Genomic DNA, 18005 nt, shown 5'->3' with positions numbered 1-18005 from the left:
CCGTTGTGGTCGCCCACAACGGCGGTGACTATCTCCCCATGACCCTGGCGGCTTTGTCGGAGCAGACCCGTCCGGCGGACGCTTTTATCGGCGTCGATACCGGCTCGCGGGACAATTCCGTGGCTCTGCTTGACGACGCGTTCGGCGAAGCCAATGTCACCACCTTCCAACAGGGGAGGAGCGGGATGGGGGACGCGGTCAAGGCCGGCCTGGCCGCTCTGGACCCCTGGGATCCTGACCGCCCCGGGGCCGGCACGGAGTGGGTCTGGCTGCTGCACGACGATGCAGCACCCGCCCCGGAGGCCCTCGCCGAACTGCTGCATGCCGTGGAGCGGGCACCGTCGGTGACAGTGGCAGGCTGCAAGCAACTGGACTGGAACGCCAGGCGCCGCCTGATCGACGTCGGGCTTTCCACCAGCCGCTGGGCTGAGCGGCTGACCCTCATCGAAGCGGACGAACTTGACCAGGGGCAGTACGACGGCCGCAGCGATACCTTTGCGGTCAACTCCGCCGGCATGCTGGTGCGCCGGGACGTCTGGGAAGAACTGGGCGGCTTTGACCCCGGACTGCCCGGCACCGGGGACGACGTCGACTTCTGCTGGCGCAACCGGCTGGCCGGGCACCGCGTGGTGGTGGTGCCGACCGCAGGGATGTTCCACGTTTCGCACCGGCCGCATGCGCTGGGGAGCGCCAGCGCCGCCCGCAAAGCCCAGGTTCACCTGCGCCTCAAGCACGCCGTGTGGTGGAAGGTGCCGCTGCACGCGGCGGGAGCGCTGCTGGGGAGCCTCTTCAAGCTCGTCCTGAGTATTGCAGTCAAGGACCCCGGCCACGGATTCTCCCAGCTCATGGCGACGTTTGTGGCACTGGGCCGGCCCGGTGCCGTGATCCGCGGACGCCGCGAGGCGGCGCGGACCCGGAAGATCCGCCGCTCTGTCATCAAAGGACTCCAGACCCCGCGGCGTGAGGTCTGGGCGCACCGGCGTTCCCTCATCGAAGCCCTGGGCGCCGACGATTCGTCCGAGGACGCCGCCAGGACCGATCCGCTGGCCGAACAGCCCAGCGGTGACTCCACGGACGATTTCGCGGCACTGACCACCTCCGAGCGCGGCTGGGTGGGCAGCGGTGCCCTGCTCGCTGTGTTCCTGACGGCGGCGGCCTCGCTGATTGGGCTCTCCGGATTCTTCCGGGCCGAAGCCGTCTCCGGCGGAGCGCTGATTCCGCTCTCCTCAAAGGTCTCGGACATCTGGCACCACGCCACCGGTTGGTGGATCGGGTTGGGTGCCGGACTGCCCGGCCACGGGGACCCTTTCGCTTTCCTCCTGTGGATCCTCGGCCTTGCCGGCGGAGGCGACGCGAACAGCGCCCTGGCCTGGCTTCTGCTGCTGGCCATGCCGCTCTCCGGCCTCGCTGCGTGGTTCGCGGCCGGCGGCGTGACCACGCGCCGGCGGTTCCGCCTCGTGGCAGCCCTCGTCTGGGGCGGCGCGCCCGCCCTGCAGATCGCACTGAACCAGGGGCGGCTGGGAGCACTCGTTGCGCACATCATGATGCCGCTGCTGGTACTGGCGCTGTTGCGTGCCACCGGCACCGCCCGCGGTCAGGGACGCTTTGCTGTTCCCGAAGCAGGGGACCGGCGGTTCACGGAAAAGCCTCCCACCAAGCCGGGTGTCAACGGGACACCGTCCTGGACGGCCGCTGCGGCGGCAGGCCTGGCACTTGCCGTTGTGGCGGCAGCAGCGCCGTCGCTGCTGCTTCCGTCCGCTCTCGTGGTTGTCCTGGCCGGGATCTTCCTGGGCAGGCGCGGCCGCACCGTATGGTGGGCGCTGTTTCCCAGTGCCGCACTTTTTATTCCGTTCGGTCTTTCCGTGATCGACCGTCCCCGTGCGCTGCTGGCAGACCCGGGCGTGCCGCTCGGTTTTGATGGCGCGCCGTTGTGGCAGCAGATTCTGGGACAGCCCCTCAAATTCGATACCGACGGCGGCCTGGCCGGCCTTCCGATGTTCGACGGATCCGCCGTCCCGTGGGCCCTGCTCCTGGCCCTGCTGGTCGGGGCTCCGGTCCTGGCCCTCGCGACGGCGGCGCTGTTTGTCCCGGGTAAGCGCACCCGCGTGGCCCGCGCCTTGTGGGTAGCCGGACTGATCGTTCTGGCCGGGGGCTGGCTCGCCGGCCACGTCGCCACCGGCGCCAGCGCCGACATGCTCGTCACGCCTTTCACGGGACCTGCCGTGTCCGCAGCCGGATTCGCGCTGCTGGGCGCCGCCCTGATCGGGGCCGACGGGCTGCTCTGCTTCGCTGAGCAGCCGGCCGCCGCTCCGACCGCCCGAAGGATCGCGCTCAAGTCAATCTCCGTCCTTGCCATGGTGCTGCTCCTCGCCGGACCCTTGGCCGGCCTGACCGCCTGGGCCGCGCAGAACCTTTTGCAGTCAGCATCCGGGGCTGCGCCTGCAGCGGCGGGAACCTCACCGTTGGGAACCCCGCGGCAGATCGTTCCCACGTCCGCCCGCACTCTTCCCGCCACGGCCATCGACCGCGGCCAGGGGCCGGAGCAGGCAAGGACGCTGGTTATCGACACGGTGGAGGACGGCACCTTTGATGCCTCCATCGTGAGGGGCGCCGGCACCACCCTGGACGGCCTGTCCACCATCGCGGCCGCCCGCAACATCATGGGCGACCCCGGCGCGGAAACCGTCAGGGACGACGACGCCGTCACGGCAGCCCTGCGGAGCGTCGTGGCCACCGTGGTCGCCGGCCAGGGCGTTGATCCGCGCCCGGAGCTGGAACGCCTCGGAGCCGGATTCGTTGTCCTCCGGGCCGCGGACACCGCCGCGCAGCTGACCGCGAGCCGGATGGATGCCGTGCCCGGACTGGTGGCTGTCGGGCAGACCAACGTCGGCTGGCTCTGGCGGATCAGCCCGCTGAACCAGCCGGTCATCGACGCCGCGGACGTTGCCCACCGGGTACGCATCGTTGACGGCTCCGGTGCCGCGATCGGGCTCGTCCCGTCCGGCCTCGAAACCGTTGACGCCGCTGTTCCAGAAGGACCGGAAGGCCGGCTCGTGGTCCTCGCCGAACGCGCCGACCCGGGATGGTCCGCGTGGATGGATGGCCGTCGCCTGACGTCCACCACATCCGGCTGGTCCCAGGCATTCACGCTCCCCGCCCAGGCCGGCCAGCTCACCATCCGCTACGAAAACCAGTGGGCGGTGTGGACCGCGGTCGTCCAGGCAGTGGTCATCGGCCTGACGGTCCTGTTGGCCGTCCCCATGCCTGCCCGCCGGCCGAACACCGGCCTCTCCCGGGACGAAGGCTCCCTGCGTAAGGAACATCAGCATGCATAAGGACGAGAACGACGGCGTACCGGAAGCAAACCGGGACGGCGTGACCGCCGCGGCGGGTGCAGACGTCCCGGCGGACGGCCCTGACGCAGGCGCCAACGAGGCGGTGCCCGCTCCGGCGGCCGTCCGCCTGAAGCGGTTCACGGGACGTGGAAAATCCGTCCGCGGAACTTCTGCCCGCGGAACTTCTGTCCGCGGAACGGTTGCCGGACTCGCCTCCGCAGTGGTGATCGTGGCCGCCGCGGGAAGCCTGGTGGCGGCGGCGTCGATGGCGCCGCAAAGCGCCGGCAGCCGCAAGCTCGAAGCGCCGCTGGCGGCGGTCCCCGCGGGAAGCAATGTGGGCATCTGCCCCGGCCCGGCCCGGCTTCTGGAAGGCACTCCCGTGGGTACAGACCCGCAGTTCAGCCCGGAGTCGGCCACGGCCAGGAGTTTGGTCGACGCCGCCGTGCTGAGCACCAATACCGGTGTGCTGCCCGGCAGCAGGCTGGCCGAGCTGAACGGCACCGCCCTCACCGAAATCGCCAAGGACCCCGGCACGCCCACCACCGCGGCCGGACCTGCCCCGCTGCTGGCAGGCGTCGTGTCCCAACGGGCAGTGGACTCCGTCAGTGTCCTGAGCGCGGACGCTGTGGGCAACCAGCAGGCCACGGCCGGAGCCGTCATGAGCTACACCGCCACCGACGGCGACCTCCGGGGCTCGGCCGCCGCCGGCTGCCAGCAGCCGGCAAACGATCTGTGGCTGGTCGGGGCGAACACTGCGCTGGGGCGGACAGCGGTACTGAACCTCAGCAACGCCTCCAGCACCCCGGCAACCGTCAGCCTGGACCTGTACGGCGCGCAGGGCCAGATCCAGGCGCCCGGCAGCAGGGGGCTCCTGGTCGCACCGGGGACTACCCGTTCAATCGTGCTGGCCGGGCTGGTTCCGGACCAGGAGAAGCTGAGCATCCACGCACGCAGTGCCGGGGGGCCGGTCACGGCCGTCGTCCAGCAAAGCACCCTTCGGGGACTCACTCCGGGCGGCGTGGACTTCATTGTGCCCGGGGCGGCCCCGGCAACCCGGCAGGTGATGTCCGGGGTGGACATCCAGGATCCGGCTTCGGCCAGGGCCCTCGCTGCCAAACAGGGTTTTGCCGACGCCGCAGCGGCCCTGCAGATTGCTGTTCCCGGTCCGGCCGATGCCGTGGTCGAAATCAAGCTCTACGGGCGCGACGGCCAAAAGGCACTGCCGGGCGGCGGCGTGGTCACGGCCAAGGGCGGGTCCGTGACCGAGGTCTCCCTCGCCGGTGTCCCGGCCGGCCAGTACACCGTGGCAGCCAGCGCCGACGTTTCGTTCGCCGCAGCTGCCCGGGTCACCCGCGGGCTGAAGTCGGACGGCGCCACGGACTTCGCGTGGTCGCCGTCGTCAGCCAGGCTCGGCAGCCAGCATGTGGTGGCCGTGCCGCGCAGCGGAGAGCGGTACCTGGTCCTGGGGGCCCCCGATGACCGGGCCAAGATCACCTATACGCCGATCACGGCCGACGGCAAGCTCCGTGCAGCCGCCACCGCTGACCTTGCCGGCGGTACAACGGCGCTCGTCAAGGTGCCGGACGACGTGGGCGGGGCGCCCGTGCTCGGATACGTTGTGTCAGCATCCGGGGATGCCGCTTACGGCGCCGTGCTGCTGGAGCAGGAAGGGCGCGCGGACGTCGCCACGGTGGCAGTGGCCCCCGGGGCAGCTGGCCAGGAGCAGGTCGCGGTAAAACTGGGCTACTAGCGGAAGGTTAGTAGCGGCGCCGGTACACGGGGTCCAGTGTCTCCGGCGCGACCCCCAGCATTTCGGCGGTGCGTTCCACCACGACGTCGTGCACCAGGTCCTGGAGCTCCTCCCGGCCGGAGCAGGCGTTCTCGATGACCCGGCGGTAGAGCGTGATCACCGGACCTTCACCGGCGGTGGCGGGTTCATACAGGCCCATGGGTGCGGGGGAGCGGTCCGCAACCAGCTGTTCGAGGCCCTGCGGGATCTCGTCAACGGCGAACCGGACACCGTCCAGCGGCTTTCCCCAGATGTCATGCAGACGCTGGGCGGAGTCCATGACCATCTCGTCGAAGCGGTCCGAGCGGGTGCGGTATCCGGGCAGGGTGGGCAGCATCAGTTCGCCGCGCAGGCCACGCCCATGGCGGTTCCTGCGGCGCTCTCGAAAGCTCTTCCCGCGGACCGCTTCCGCGGGCGTGGCGCTGTCCGCCGGCTGGCCGGCTCCCGGGTCAGCCAACCGGACCGTAAAACCCGGAACGTGGTGCGATTGCTGCATACATTGACTCTAAACCCGCCGCCTGAAATACGCGACATAACCCGAAACGCCACACGGGCCATCGGGAGTGCATACGGCGCCACGGACCGGAATGCACGGCGACGCCTTAAACGGGGAGTAGTCTGTGATGTCGTGGGTGCTATTCGTCAATGTTCAAGATCGGCCTGCCGCAAGTCAGCGGTGGCAACTTTGACGTACGTATATGCGGACTCCACCGCTGTTCTGGGTCCGCTGGCCACGTACGCGGAACCGCATTGTTACGATTTGTGCGAACAGCACGCCGGGTCGCTGACGGTGCCGAGAGGCTGGGAAGTCCTGCGCCTGGCCATGCCGGCCACGCCGCCGCAGCCGGGCCCCGATGACCTTTTGGCCCTCGCCAACGCCGTCCGGGAGGCGGCGCTGCGGCCTTCCGCCGCAGACGCGGTTCCGGGCCAGCGGTCCGCGCACGCCGCACTCGAAGCCCCTCCCGTGGGGGAAGGTACCCGGCGCGGACACCTGCGCATCCTCCGCGAACCGTCCTAAGCCGCGCCCGTCCCGAAGCGCGGCACCGCCGGGAAGCTTGTACGCTGGAAGTTGCAAATCCATCGGCCACCGGTGCGCCTGCTGCGGCGCCCATCAGGAGCATCCACTATGCCAAAGATCAGTCCTGACCTGTTGTCTGTCCTGCGTTGCCCCGTGACCGGCTCCACGCTCGTCCAGGAAGGCGAAGAACTCGTCTCGACCGCCGCCGGTGAGTCCGGGGAAAAGCTGCGTTATGCCATCGAGGACGGCATCCCGCTGCTCCTGCCGCCGGAACTGCTTTCCGCCGCTACCGCCGCATCTTCGGACCAGCACGACGGCGGTCCCGCTTCCGCCGCGTCCGGTTCCGCGTCCTCCGGTTCCACCGCGGCGGGCCCCGCCAGCGCCGAATAACTGACCGGCCGGCCCATCGCGCGCCCGCCCGGCACCGAACTTCCCATAGTTCGCCGAAGGGCCGCGTCTTCCCTCCGTTCCAAAATTTCCCCGGATACAACACAAGGACTCACATGACTTTCGACTACAAGGTTGCCGACATCTCCCTGGCCGAGGCCGGCCGCCACCAGATCCGCCTTGCGGAACACGAGATGCCCGGCCTCATGTCCCTGCGCGAAGAGTTCGGTGCCAGCCAGCCGCTCAAGGGCGCCCGGATTGCCGGATCCCTCCACATGACGGTCCAGACCGCCGTGCTGATCGAAACCCTCACCGCGATGGGCGCCGAGGTCCGCTGGGCTTCCTGCAACATCTTCTCCACCCAGGACGAAGCCGCAGCCGCCGTTGTGGTGGGCAAGGGCACGGTTGAGGACCCGCAGGGTGTTCCCGTGTTCGCGTGGAAGGGCGAGACCCTCGAGGAATACTGGTGGACCGCCGAACAGATCCTCACCTGGCCCGGCGCCGACAGCAACCCGGACCTTGGCCCGAACATGATCCTCGACGACGGCGGCGACGCCACCATGCTGGTGCACAAGGGCGTCGAGTTCGAAGCCCTCGGATCCGTGCCGGCCGCAGGGGAGGATGAGTCCGACGAGGGCCGCGTCTTCCTTGACGTGCTGACGGCCTCCCTCGCACGGGACCCGCAGAAGTGGACCCGCATCGGCTCCCGCCTGCTCGGTGTCACGGAAGAGACCACCACCGGCGTGCACCGCCTGTACCAGTTGGCTGAGCAGGGCAAGCTGCTCTTCCCGGCCATCAACGTCAACGACTCGGTGACCAAGAGCAAGTTCGACAACAAGTACGGCATCCGCCACTCGCTGCCGGACGGCATCAACCGCGCCACGGACGTCCTGATGGGCGGCAAGGTCGCCGTCGTCTGCGGCTACGGCGACGTCGGCAAGGGCGCCGCGGAGGCCTTCCGCGGGCAGGGCTCCCGCGTGATTGTCACCGAAATCGATCCGATCTGTGCGCTGCAGGCAGCCATGGACGGCTACCAGGTGGCCAAGCTGGAGAGCGTCCTCAGCGAAGGACACATCTTCATCACCACCACCGGGAACAAGGACGTCATCATGGCCGAGCACATGGCCGGCATGCGTGACAAGGCGATCGTCGGCAACATCGGCCACTTCGACAACGAGATCGACATGGCCGGCCTGGCGCGGATTCCGGGCATCAAGAAGGTTGAAATCAAGCCGCAGGTGCACGAGTGGGTCCTCGACGCCGATACTGCGGACGAGCGGTCCATCATCGTCCTCTCCGAAGGCCGCCTGCTGAACCTGGGCAACGCCACCGGCCACCCGTCCTTCGTGATGAGCAACTCGTTCGCGAACCAGACCATCGCGCAGATTGAACTCTTCACCAAGCGGGACCAGCCCGAAGGGGAGCGGGAGTACGAAAACCAGGTTTACGTACTCCCGAAGATCCTCGACGAGAAGGTCGCCAGGCTGCACCTGGATGCCCTGGGCGTCGAGCTGACGGAACTGTCCAAGGAGCAGGCCTCGTACCTGGACCTGGACGTTGCGGGCCCGTACAAGCCGGAACACTACCGTTACTAGGACTGAGGCTGCCATCCCGGCAGAAGGCTGAACCCGAAGGGCCCCGGATCGAGATCCGGGGCCCTTCTTCGTGACCCTTGTGTTGCCGGTTTCCCCGTGAACTCCAAGGTGGGTGGCCTAGGCTGGAACCATGACGACTGCATTGGTCCCCGGGCCGTGACGGCACGGGAACACCGGACCACCACCAGGAAGGTGCTCCTGTTGGGAGCACTCTGCCTGCTGGCCGCGGGTGGGGGAGTTTTCGCGGCCGTCGCCCCGGGTTCCGGCCGCGCCGCCTTTGAATCCGAGGCCGGCTCCGCTGAACGTTCGACGCCGGGACTGGCGGCACCGGTGGTGGCGCCGGTGCAGCTTGCGGCCTCCCCGGCAGACGGTGCACAGCAGGTGAACCCGGCAGCGCCGGTGTCGCTCCGCGTCACCAACGGAAGCATTGATCGCGTGGCCCTGACGGACAGCGACGGGGAAGCCGTCGAGGGGAGCCTCAGCCCGGATGGAACCGGCTGGTCAGCCGCCGGCCCCCTGCAGTTCAACAGCAGCTACACCTACAACTTCGTGGTGACCGACGCTGCAGGCCGCAAGACCAATGACACCCGCACGTTCACCACTGTGACGACGGCCAACGAAGCGGATGCCGCCGTCTACCCGCTGGACGGCATGAAGGTTGGCGTAGCGCAGCCACTGCAGATCACGTTCAGCGAACCCGTGCTGAACAAGGATGCAGTGGAGAAGGCCATCAAGATCTCCTCGACGTCCGGCCAGGCGGGCGCATTCCACTGGTTCAGCGACAGCATGGTGCGGTACCGGGCCGAGAATTTCTGGGCCGCCAACAGCACGGTGACCATGGACATGCAGCTGTTCGGCATCGATTTCGGCAACGGGCAGATCGGAAACTTCAACAAGCAGGTCACGGTCCACGTCGGCGACAAGAAAGTCGCCGTCGCCGACGCGACGGCACATACCTTTTCGGTGAGCGTTAATGACAAACCGGCGGGCTCGTGGCCCGCGACCATGGGTGACACCCGGTTCCCGTCGGCCCGGGGTTTCCTTGTGTTCATGGAGAAGTACCGCGTGGAGCACATGTCTGCCTCCAGCATTGGGCTGAAGCCGGACGACCCGGCCTACTACGGCGAGCTTGACGTTAATTACGCCACGCGCCTCACGCCCAGCGGAGAGTTCATCCACCAGGCCACGGACTCCGCGATGCCCTACCTCGGTGTGGCCAACCTGTCGCACGGTTGCATCGGGCTGGGCCCGGACGGCGCCAAATGGGTCTTCGACAACATGACCACCGGGGACGTCGTCCAAGTGGTCAACACCGAGGGCGAGAACGCCAACTTCGACGACGGATTCGGCGACTGGAACATCCCCTGGCCCCAGTACGCCAATTGACCCGCCCGCCGTGCGGTAAAATCGTCTGGTCAGTGCTGGGAGCTGAAGGGCGCTCCACTGAATGAGACCGAGACGGTATGGGGCTGATCAGAGGCCTGTCGGGGGACATGGAGAAGGTCATGACTGAAGTCCGCAAGCGTAAAACCATGAAGATACTCGGCGTCGCCGCCATCTGCGCAGCGGTGGCTGCCGGCGGCATCGGCGTTGCCACGGCCCCCAGCTGGGCTGAGACCGTTTTCCAGCCCGAGTCTTCAAGCCCGATCCGCAACGAACCGGGACTGGCTGCGCCGGTCGTCAAGGCCGTGGAGCTCGGCGTGACCCCCACGGACGGCGCTGCGGGAGTCAACCCCGCCGTCGCACCGTCCGTCAAAGCGGTCAACGGAACGGTGAAGGACGTCGTCCTGGCAACCGCAGGCGGCGAGCCGGTCAAGGGCACCCTGAGCGCCGACGGTTCCACCTGGACCGCCATGGACCCCCTGGAGTTCGACGCCGACTACGAGTACGCGTTCACGATCGTGGACCAGGCGGGCCGCGAAACCAAGAAGACCCAGACGTTCACCACGGTGGCCACGGCCAACGAGGCCGACGCCGCCGTGTACCCGCAAAACGGATCCACCGTGGGATCGGGCCAGCCTATCGAAATCGTCTTTTCCGAGCCGGTCCTGAACAAGGAAGCCATGGAGAAGGCCGTTACTGTCACGGCGTCTTCGGGCCAGGCGGTCGCCTGGCGCTGGTATTCCGACCAGCGCGTACGCATCCGGCCGGAGGCATTCTGGGCCTCCGGAAGCCAGGTCACTGTGGACCTGAAGCTGTTCGGAGTGGATTTCGGGAACAAGATGGTCGGCAACGTCGACACGAAAGTCAGTTTCAAGGTCGGCCCGCAGCGCGTGGCCGTCGTGGATGATGTCACCAAAACCATGAACGTATATTTTGACGGCCAGCTGGTGAAGACCGCCCCCGTGACCCTGGGCGACGCGGAGTGGCTCTCACCCACCGGGTACGCGGTGATCATGGAACAGCAACGCCACTCGAAGTTCAATGCCGGCAGCATCGGCCTCAAGCCCGGTGACAAGGGCTACTACCCGCCGCTGACCGTGGAATACGCCAACAGGCTGACCTCCTCCGGCGTTTACGTCCACCAGGCGCTGGAGTCTGCCTGGAGCTACGTAGGCAGGGCCAACGTCTCCCATGGCTGCGTCGGCCTGCTGCCGGCGGACGCGGCCTGGTTCTTCAACAACATGAAGACGGGCGACGTCGTTCAGACCCTGAATACGGGCGCCCCGCCGGTGGAGCCGCTCGAGGGCTACGGCGACTGGAACATTCCCTGGGCGCAGTACGCCAAGCGATAGCGCCTGCGGCCTAGAGCGTGTCCCGGCCATAGGGGATGCGGTTTAGCCGTTCCCCCACACCGGTACTGCGTGCCCGCGCCCGGCTCAGCCTCGTCAGTTCACGCTCGCGGCGCTCCACCAGGACTGCCGCCAGGTATTCTTCCGGGCCTGTGCCGACCGGCGGCGGCGGGGCCACACAGGCTGAAACCTCGTTGGCCAGCGACGCCGCCATTGATGCGCGCGACGACGGCGACATCCGGCCGCCCTGGCGGATGAACTGCGCGGCCCGGCGGGCTACGGCGTCCGGTATCCGGCCGATGTCAGCCAGCGCTGCCCAAGACCTCAGATGCGGAGGAACGAACGGGACGAACGGCGGTTCCGCGGGCACCCGACGCCGGAGCGAGTAGGTTCCTGCGACAACATCGCCGAGCCGCTTGGACTTGTCATTGAACAGCGCGACGGCGATGGCCAGCCCGCCGAACGTCATGTAGATCTCCAGGAATCCAATGAGGCCACGGATCAGTGCGTGGCGGAAGCGGATGGCGCCGCCGTCGTCCCGCACGATCCGGAGCCCGGCGGCCAGCTTGCCAAGCGACAGGCCCCGGGTGAGGGTCTCCACCGCCACGGGGAGGATCACGAAGCAGAAAACCACGCTGACCAGCACCAAAGTGCGCGCCGCCGCTCCGTCCAGGTCGCTGTAGGCGGACGCAATCACTGCCATCATTCCAAGGAGGAGGACTATGTTGGCGATGACGTCCAGAATCACGCCCAGAGCCCGTGCCGCGAACGACGCCGGGCGCAGCTCCAGTACAACTGCTTCACCTGTGATGATTGAGCTCAAGCCGGGTCCCCGTCCCTACACGCCACCTACGAACGCTCACAGTCTAATCCGGGCGCGCTAGGGTAGTGCCGTGGACATCGATGCGTTCTCCGCGGTCAACGGGGACAAATGGGCGCGGCTCTACGTGCTGGCGTACAAACGGCGGCTCAACGGGAGCGAGGCCGACGAACTGCTGCGCCTTTATCAGGCCACGTCTTCGCATCTGTCCCTGCTGCGCTCCGTTGCACCGGAGAGCGGGCTCTCCGCCACGCTGTCGGCCACCCTTGCCCAGGCCCGCACCCGCTTCACCGGGGCACGGTCCAACTTCATGGACGACCTGGCCCGGTTCTTCGTTATCGCGCTGCCGGCGGCGTTCTACCGGCTCCGCTGGCTTACCGTCTGGTGCGGTCTGGCGTTCTGCCTGATCGCGGGCGCGTACGCGCTGTGGATCGCCACGTCACCGGAAGCGCTCCGGGCCCTCGGATCGGACTCCACCATCAAGCAGTACGTCGAAAAAGACTTCATCGACTACTACTCGGAGAATCCAGCCGCTTCATTTGCCGGTGCCGTCTGGACCAACAACGCGTGGATCTCAGCCCAGGCAGTGGCCCTCGGCATCACCGGCTTCTGGGTTCCCATGATCCTGTTTGGCAATGCCCAGGGCGTGGGTGTCGCGGCAGGCGTCTTCGCCGCCGTCGGCAAATCGGATGTGTTCTTCAGCTACATCCTTCCCCACGGGCTGATGGAGCTCACCGCGGTGTTCATTGCCTGCGCGGCCGGGCTGAAGATCTTCTGGGCGCTGGTTTCGCCGGGGCCGCGGACCAGGGGCCAGGCCGTCGCGGCGGAAGGACGTTCCCTGATCACCGTGGCACTGGGACTTGTCCTGGTGCTGTTCGTCTCCGGCCTCGTGGAAGGGTTCGTCACACCCAGCGGCCTTCCCGTATGGGCGAAGATCGGAATCGGCGCCGCGGTGCTCGCTGCGTACTGGACCTACGTCCTTGTCTGGGGCCGGCGCGCCTACCGTTCCGGGGCCAGTGGCGACCTGGACAGCGCGGATGCCGGCTACACCGCCCTGGCTGCCTGATTCCCGCTCCTGAATCCCGCCGCCTGAATCCGGTGCGGAACGGGGTGGCACCTCCCGCCATGCAGTGCCTGACGGTAGGCTCATCTGGAGATAAAGTAGCGTTGCCTGGCGGTGTCAGGGCAGCGCGGACGCCTACGGAAGTGAAGCTGCAGTGACTGAGAAGACTCCCACCCCGCCGAATCGGCAGGATCCGCATCTGGATCCCGCCGATGACACTGACGAACCCGCGTTCGACTGGATGAAGCCCGCCGCTGCGGGGGCAGGCACAGCGGCAACGGCAAAGGGAGCAGCCCCGGCCGGAAAGACGGCCCCTGACGCTGCCAAGGACCAGCCGGCAGCGTCCGCCGGTACCTCGGTACGCCAGGGCGGGCCTTCCCAGGGCGGGACGGCCCAGACCGCTGCATCCCCGAACGCTGCAAGCCAGGCCGCTACATCCCGGACCGGAACGCCGCCGGCTGCCGCGCCGCCCCAGGCCGGAAGCCGCGCGGACCGCAAAGCAGCGGAGGCCGCCGGCGAGCCCGCAGTCTCCGAGCCGCAGGGGAGGGGGACGCACTTCCGGGAACCACTCCCCACCTCGGCGCTCCAGGTGCGCCCGCCGCAGGATGAGGTGGAGCGCCGGAACGCTGAGCGCGAGCACGCTGCCAACACCAAGCCCGTCCTGCCCCGCGTGATGCAGGTCCTGCTGGCTGCCTTCTACCCGGTGATCCTGTTGGTCCTTGCCGTGCGCGCTGTCACCAGCCCGTTGTTCCTGTGGGTGGAATACAACCGGCCCGGTTTCCCCGGCGATGGTTACGGCTTCAGCACCGATGACCGCATGACGTACGGGTCCTATGCGGTGGACTACCTCAGCAACTGGTCCGGTCCGCGGTATCTCGGCGAGCTCGTCAACCGCAGCGGCGATCCGCTGTTCCAGGAAGGCGAAGTCAGCCACATGGCCGACGTCAAACTGGTCATCCTGTCCGCCTTTGCCGGGGGCACGCTGCTGATCCTGTTGGCCATTATTGCCATCATCTACCTCCGGCGCCGCAGCACCGGGGGAGTCCGGCGCGGCCTGTTCGCCGGCTCCATCACCACCCTCGTGATCATCCTTGGGCTGGGCACACTTGCAGCGCTGGGCTGGCAGCAGTTCTTTACGGAATTCCACCGGATCTTCTTCGCCAGCGGGACCTGGACGTTCGCCCTGGAAGACACCCTCATCCGGCTCTTCCCGGGACAGTTCTGGGTTGATGCCGGGATCGTAATCGGAGCCCTCGTGCTGATCGCCTCCGTGGTGACGCTGGTCCTTACCTGGCCCACCAGGAAGCGCCGCGGCATTGCCAAGGACGGGACAGCCCAGGACGAAACAGCCGCGGTGTAGGCAGCCGCGCTGTGTGAAACGGCGCAGAACACAAAGGTGAAGGCGACCGGCACCCGTGCCGGTCGCCTTCCGTTGTCTTGTGCCCCGTTCCGTTTTGTCCGCCGCCGTGCCGGGTGCCGCGGACTGCCCGGTGTTAGCGGTACAGCCTGTCGATGTGCTCCTCGAAGTCGCTGACGACGGCGGCCCGCTTGAGTTTCAGCGACGGCGTCAGGTGGCCTGACTCAACCGTGAATGCAGTATCCAGCAGAGCGAAGCTGCGGATGGACTCCGCCTTGGACACCAGCTGGTTGGCTTGGTCGATCGCGCCCTGCACAGCTTCGCGGACCTGGTCATCGGAGGTGGCTTCGGCAACTCCCATGACCGGAATCTTCCGGGCCGAGCACCAGTTTTCCAGGCCTTCCGGATCGAGGTTGACCAGCGCTGAAATGAACGGTCGACCGTCGCCCACCACCACGGCCTGCGCCACGAGCTGATGCTCCCGGATCTTTTCCTCCAGCGGTCCGGGTGCCACGTTCTTGCCGCCGGCGGTCACGAGGAGATCCTTCTTGCGGCCGGTGATGGTGAGGAATCCGTCCTCATCCAGCGAACCGAGGTCCCCGGTGCGGAGGAACCCGTCCACAAACGCTTCCGCGTTGGCGGCCTCGTTGGCGTGGTAGCCCTTGAAGACGCCGATGCCCTTGACCAGGATCTCGCCGTCGTCCGCGACTCGGATGGTGGTCCCGGGCACGGGGATGCCCACCGTGCCTACCCTGGTCAGCGACGGGGTGTTGGCGGTGCACGGGGCCGTGGTCTCGGTGAGGCCGTAGCCCTCGAGCACGGGGATTCCTGCGCCGCGGAAGAAGTGCGCGTCGTTGGAGCCCAGCGGGCTGGCGCCGGAGACGGTGTACCTGACCTGGCCGCCGAATGCCTGGCGGAGCCTGGGGTAGAGCAGCCGGTCAAAGACAGCGTGCTTGGTGCGGAGCACGAGGCCGGGCCCGGCGCCCTTTCCGCGGGCCGCAGCGTCGAGGGCCTTGGAATAATCGATGGCCACAGCGGAAGCGGCGGCGAACAGCCGCGTCTTTCCGGCGAGGTCTGCCTTATGGCTGGCACCCGCATGGACCTTTTCAAAAATCCTGGGCACCACCAGCAGGAAGGTGGGCTTGAAGGTGGCCAGATCCTCCAGCAGCTGGGCGGCACCGGAAGTGTGGCCCAGCGTTACTCCGGCGCTGAGGCACACCACCTGGACGGCGCGGGCCAGGACATGGGCGAGCGGGAGGAACATCAGCGTCCGGGCACCCTCCTGCCGCAGGAGCTCAGGCAGGAATTCCACAATGTTGGCGGCCACGAGGGCGAAGTTGCCGTGCGTTATCTCGCAGCCCTTGGGCTTGCCGGTGGTCCCGGAGGTGTAAACCAGCGAGGCCACGTCGGCCAGGCCTGCTGTGCTGCGGTGCCGCTCCAGCTCCGCGTCGGTGACCCCGGTGCCTGCCGCGGCGAGGCTCGCCAGGTTGGGTGCGCCGCCGTCGTCGTCCATCCGCACAACCGTCAGCACAGCGTTGCCGAGCAGCTCGGAGTCCGCCAGGACGCCGGCCACCAGTTCCTCCTTGGCCCGGTCCTCTACGAACACCCTGCGGGCGCCGGAGTCGTGCAGGATCCACTCGACCTGGCTAGCCGAGGAGGTCTCATAAACGGGAACGGTCACGCCGCCGGCAAACCAGATGGCAAAGTCCACGAGGGTCCACTCGTACCGTGTTCCGGACATCACGGCCACGGTGTCGCCCGGTGCCAGGCCTCCGGCGATCAGTCCTTTGGCAAGTGCCCTGACCTTATCCAGGAACTGCCCGGCCGGGACGTCAACCCAGCCGTTGGGGCCCTTGCGGGAGTACACGGCGTGGGAAGGGTCCTTGGCCTGCTGCCCGAGCAGCAGGTCCGTGACGTTGCTGTCCTGATCCAGCTCCACGAGCAGTTCAGTGCTTGCTTCTCTCACAGCCAGTCTCCGTTCCGGATCCGTGGTTCGATTTCCCGGTGCCGCGTTCCCTCGTTCGTGGGTCCGCCGCACGCGGCACCCCTGCAATCCTGCCCTAGATCCAGGACGGCATCCACATCCGGAACCGCCAGTCCTGGTAAGGAATGATTTCCGCCGTCCAGATGGGGTAGAAAAATGCCGAGAGCACCACGGCGCCGGCCACAAACAGCACCACCAGGTACAGCCCGGAGCGTCGGCGCCATAACGGGTCCTCCCGTCGTCCCAGAACCAGGCCCAGGCAATACGTCAGGGCGAGCACCAGGAACGGTTCGAAGGACACGGCGTAAAAAGTGAACATGGTCCGTTCGGGATACATGAACCACGGGAGGTAGCCCGCGCCGACCCCCGCCAGGACGGCACCGGCCCGCCAGTCGCGTCGGCCTGCCCACCAGAAGAGCAGGACCACCAGCGAAACCGTGGCGCTCCACCAGATCAGGGGATTGCCCACCGAGAGGATGGCCGACGTGCAACTGGCAACGTCGCAGCCCGGGCTTCCCTGCTTGGGGGACTCGTAGAAGAACGACGTGGGGCGCCCCATCACCAGCCAGCTCCAGGCGCTGGCCTCATACGGGTGGTCGGAGCTGAGCCCCTGATGGAACTTGTAGGCTTCCAGGTGGTAGTGGGCCAGGGACCGCAGCGGCCCCGGGATCCAGCCCCACTGGGCCGAGGGGTTGGTGTCGGCCCAGTGGCGGAAGTACGCATCCTTCGACTGGAACCAGCCGGCCCACGTGGACACGTACACCAGGGCGGCAACCGGGACGATGCTCAGGAAGGCGGGAATTCCGTCCTTGATGATGCCGCCGCTGATCCAGCCCCGGATCCCCGCGATCCGGCGTGCGCTCAGGTCCCAGAAGACGGTCAGCAGCCCGAAGGCAGCCATAAAGAACAGGGCGGACCACTTGGTGCCGACGGCCAGGCCCAGGCAGATCCCGGCCGTCACACGCCACCAGCGGACACCTAGCCACGGTCCGGAAACCAGCTGAAGCACCGAGGGCCTGCCGTCCGAGGCAGCGGCGGACTCGAGGCCCAGCTTCGCGGCCAGCCGCCGCCGGCCGTCGTCGCGGTCCATCAGGAGCGCACCGAAAGCAGCGAGGATCCAGAACATCAGGAAGATGTCCAGCAGGGAGGTCCTGGACATCACCAGGTGGTGGCCGTCCACTGCCAGCAGGAGGCCGGCCACGGCCCCCAAGGTCAGCGAATGGAAGAGTTTCTGCGCGATCAGGGCGATCAGGAGGATAGACAGGGTCCCGGTCAGCGCCGCGCCGAACCGCCAGCCCAAGGGGTTGTCCGGGCCGAACAGCCACATTCCTGCCGCGATCATCCATTTGCCCACGGGCGGGTGCACCACGTACTCCGGGGAGGGCAGGATGACTTCAGGATTCCCTGCCACGAAGGATTCGTTGGCCTTGTCCGGCCAGCTCCGCTCGTAGCCGCTGACCAGGAGCGAATAGCCGTCCTTGACGTAGTACGTCTCGTCAAACACCAGGTTCCGGGGAACCTCCAGGCGGACAAAACGAAGGACGCCGCCGATCGCCGCCGTGATGGCCGGAATCAGCCAGAACCACAGCCGCAGCGACGGCGGATAGTCCCGCCAGCTGCGGATGGTTCCGAGCAGCCGTTCCTGGAGGGCGCATTCCGTGAAGGCCTCCCGCGGCCGGCGGATCCACCGGTGCCCCTCGAGGTTTCGTCCCAATGTCCCGGATGCCGGCTGCGCCGGGCCGGCTGAGTCGGCCTCGACAGGAGGTACGGAGGTCTGCGTCACGTGCCCATGCTACCTTTTGGGGCTGGAAGAGCCCGCCAGCAGTAGGCTGGTCGTGTGGATCAACAACTAAGCACTTCCCGCGCCAGCGGCTCCGATGACGTCAGCACTTCCGAAGAAGCAGGTCCGACACAGTCCGCGACAC

13 protein-coding genes are annotated in these 18005 nt (G+C 67.5%); 9 read left to right on the top strand and 4 right to left on the bottom strand.

Going from position 1 to position 18005, the window contains the following annotated elements; genetic code table 11:
* Positions 1 to 5: 5 nt before the first annotated feature.
* Both AC1DRE_RS11930 and AC1DRE_RS11925 read left to right on the top strand, forming a co-directional pair.
* The gene (locus AC1DRE_RS11930; protein WP_476984836.1) at positions 6 to 3335 is read left to right on the top strand and encodes a glycosyltransferase; all 3330 of its coding nucleotides are present in this window, start codon (positions 6 to 8) and stop codon (positions 3333 to 3335) included.
* A complete protein-coding gene (locus AC1DRE_RS11925) occupies positions 3328 to 5085 on the top strand; it encodes a DUF5719 family protein (protein ID WP_476984835.1) in 1758 nt (585 codons plus the stop codon). The genes AC1DRE_RS11930 and AC1DRE_RS11925 overlap by 8 nt, the downstream gene beginning before the upstream one ends.
* Positions 5086 to 5092: 7 nt before the next feature.
* Here AC1DRE_RS11925 and AC1DRE_RS11920 read toward each other — a convergent pair whose 3' ends face one another.
* Entirely contained in the window at positions 5093 to 5620 is a 528-nt protein-coding gene (locus AC1DRE_RS11920) for a metallopeptidase family protein (protein ID WP_476984834.1), read from the bottom strand.
* Positions 5621 to 5752: 132 nt separating this feature from the next.
* Between AC1DRE_RS11920 and AC1DRE_RS11915 the strand changes: the two genes are divergently transcribed.
* The 5 genes from AC1DRE_RS11915 (at position 5753) to AC1DRE_RS11895 (ending at position 10859) form a co-directional block, all read left to right on the top strand.
* Entirely contained in the window at positions 5753 to 6142 is a 390-nt protein-coding gene (locus AC1DRE_RS11915) for a DUF3499 domain-containing protein (protein ID WP_476984833.1), read from the top strand.
* A gap of 108 nt (positions 6143 to 6250) precedes the next feature.
* Positions 6251 to 6532 (top strand): Trm112 family protein, encoded by a 282-nt coding sequence (locus AC1DRE_RS11910; RefSeq protein WP_476984832.1) that lies wholly within the window; start codon positions 6251 to 6253, stop codon positions 6530 to 6532.
* A gap of 113 nt (positions 6533 to 6645) precedes the next feature.
* The gene (ahcY, locus tag AC1DRE_RS11905) at positions 6646 to 8124 is read left to right on the top strand and encodes an adenosylhomocysteinase (protein ID WP_476984831.1); all 1479 of its coding nucleotides are present in this window, start codon (positions 6646 to 6648) and stop codon (positions 8122 to 8124) included.
* A gap of 141 nt (positions 8125 to 8265) precedes the next feature.
* Positions 8266 to 9510 carry a L,D-transpeptidase gene (locus AC1DRE_RS11900; protein WP_476984917.1) on the top strand — a complete coding sequence of 415 codons (1245 nt, stop codon included), beginning with the start codon at positions 8266 to 8268 and terminating at the stop codon, positions 9508 to 9510.
* A 119-nt stretch (positions 9511 to 9629) separates the two neighbouring features.
* The gene (locus tag AC1DRE_RS11895) at positions 9630 to 10859 is read left to right on the top strand and encodes a L,D-transpeptidase (RefSeq protein ID WP_476984830.1); all 1230 of its coding nucleotides are present in this window, start codon (positions 9630 to 9632) and stop codon (positions 10857 to 10859) included.
* A 10-nt stretch (positions 10860 to 10869) separates the two neighbouring features.
* Here the strand turns inward: AC1DRE_RS11895 and AC1DRE_RS11890 are convergent, their stop codons facing one another.
* Entirely contained in the window at positions 10870 to 11679 is an 810-nt protein-coding gene (locus AC1DRE_RS11890; RefSeq protein WP_476984829.1) for an RDD family protein, read from the bottom strand.
* A gap of 70 nt (positions 11680 to 11749) precedes the next feature.
* Between AC1DRE_RS11890 and AC1DRE_RS11885 the strand changes: the two genes are divergently transcribed.
* Positions 11750 to 12742, top strand: a complete 993-nt coding sequence (locus AC1DRE_RS11885; RefSeq protein WP_476984828.1) for a stage II sporulation protein M — start codon at positions 11750 to 11752, stop codon at positions 12740 to 12742.
* A 151-nt stretch (positions 12743 to 12893) separates the two neighbouring features.
* On the top strand, positions 12894 to 14099 hold the full coding sequence (locus AC1DRE_RS11880; protein ID WP_476984827.1) for a TIGR01906 family membrane protein: 1206 nt from the start codon (positions 12894 to 12896) through the stop codon (positions 14097 to 14099).
* A gap of 133 nt (positions 14100 to 14232) precedes the next feature.
* On the opposite strand, the gene AC1DRE_RS11875 is transcribed toward AC1DRE_RS11880, so the two are convergent.
* Both AC1DRE_RS11875 and AC1DRE_RS11870 read right to left on the bottom strand, forming a co-directional pair.
* Entirely contained in the window at positions 14233 to 16062 is a 1830-nt protein-coding gene (locus AC1DRE_RS11875) for an AMP-dependent synthetase/ligase (protein WP_476984826.1), read from the bottom strand.
* A gap of 94 nt (positions 16063 to 16156) precedes the next feature.
* The gene (locus AC1DRE_RS11870) at positions 16157 to 17863 is read right to left on the bottom strand and encodes a dolichyl-phosphate-mannose--protein mannosyltransferase (protein WP_476984825.1); all 1707 of its coding nucleotides are present in this window, start codon (positions 17861 to 17863) and stop codon (positions 16157 to 16159) included.
* Between the last annotated feature and the right edge of the window lie 142 nt (positions 17864 to 18005).

Source organism: Arthrobacter sp. P4_H3, assembly GCF_056400885.1.
Note: the sequence above shows the minus strand (reverse complement) of the source record. Positions and strands in the feature narration are given on the sequence as shown.

Bases quoted from the DNA above. Each gene is read 5' to 3' on its own strand.
- AC1DRE_RS11925 (WP_476984835.1), top strand. From the start codon at position 3,328: ATGCATAAGGACGAGAACGACGGCGTACCGGAAGCAAACCGGGACGGC.
- AC1DRE_RS11920 (WP_476984834.1), bottom strand. From the start codon at position 5,620: ATGCAGCAATCGCACCACGTTCCGGGTTTTACGGTCCGGTTGGCTGAC.
- AC1DRE_RS11910 (WP_476984832.1), top strand. From the start codon at position 6,251: ATGCCAAAGATCAGTCCTGACCTGTTGTCTGTCCTGCGTTGCCCCGTG.
- ahcY (WP_476984831.1), top strand. From the start codon at position 6,646: ATGACTTTCGACTACAAGGTTGCCGACATCTCCCTGGCCGAGGCCGGC.
- AC1DRE_RS11895 (WP_476984830.1), top strand. From the start codon at position 9,630: ATGACTGAAGTCCGCAAGCGTAAAACCATGAAGATACTCGGCGTCGCC.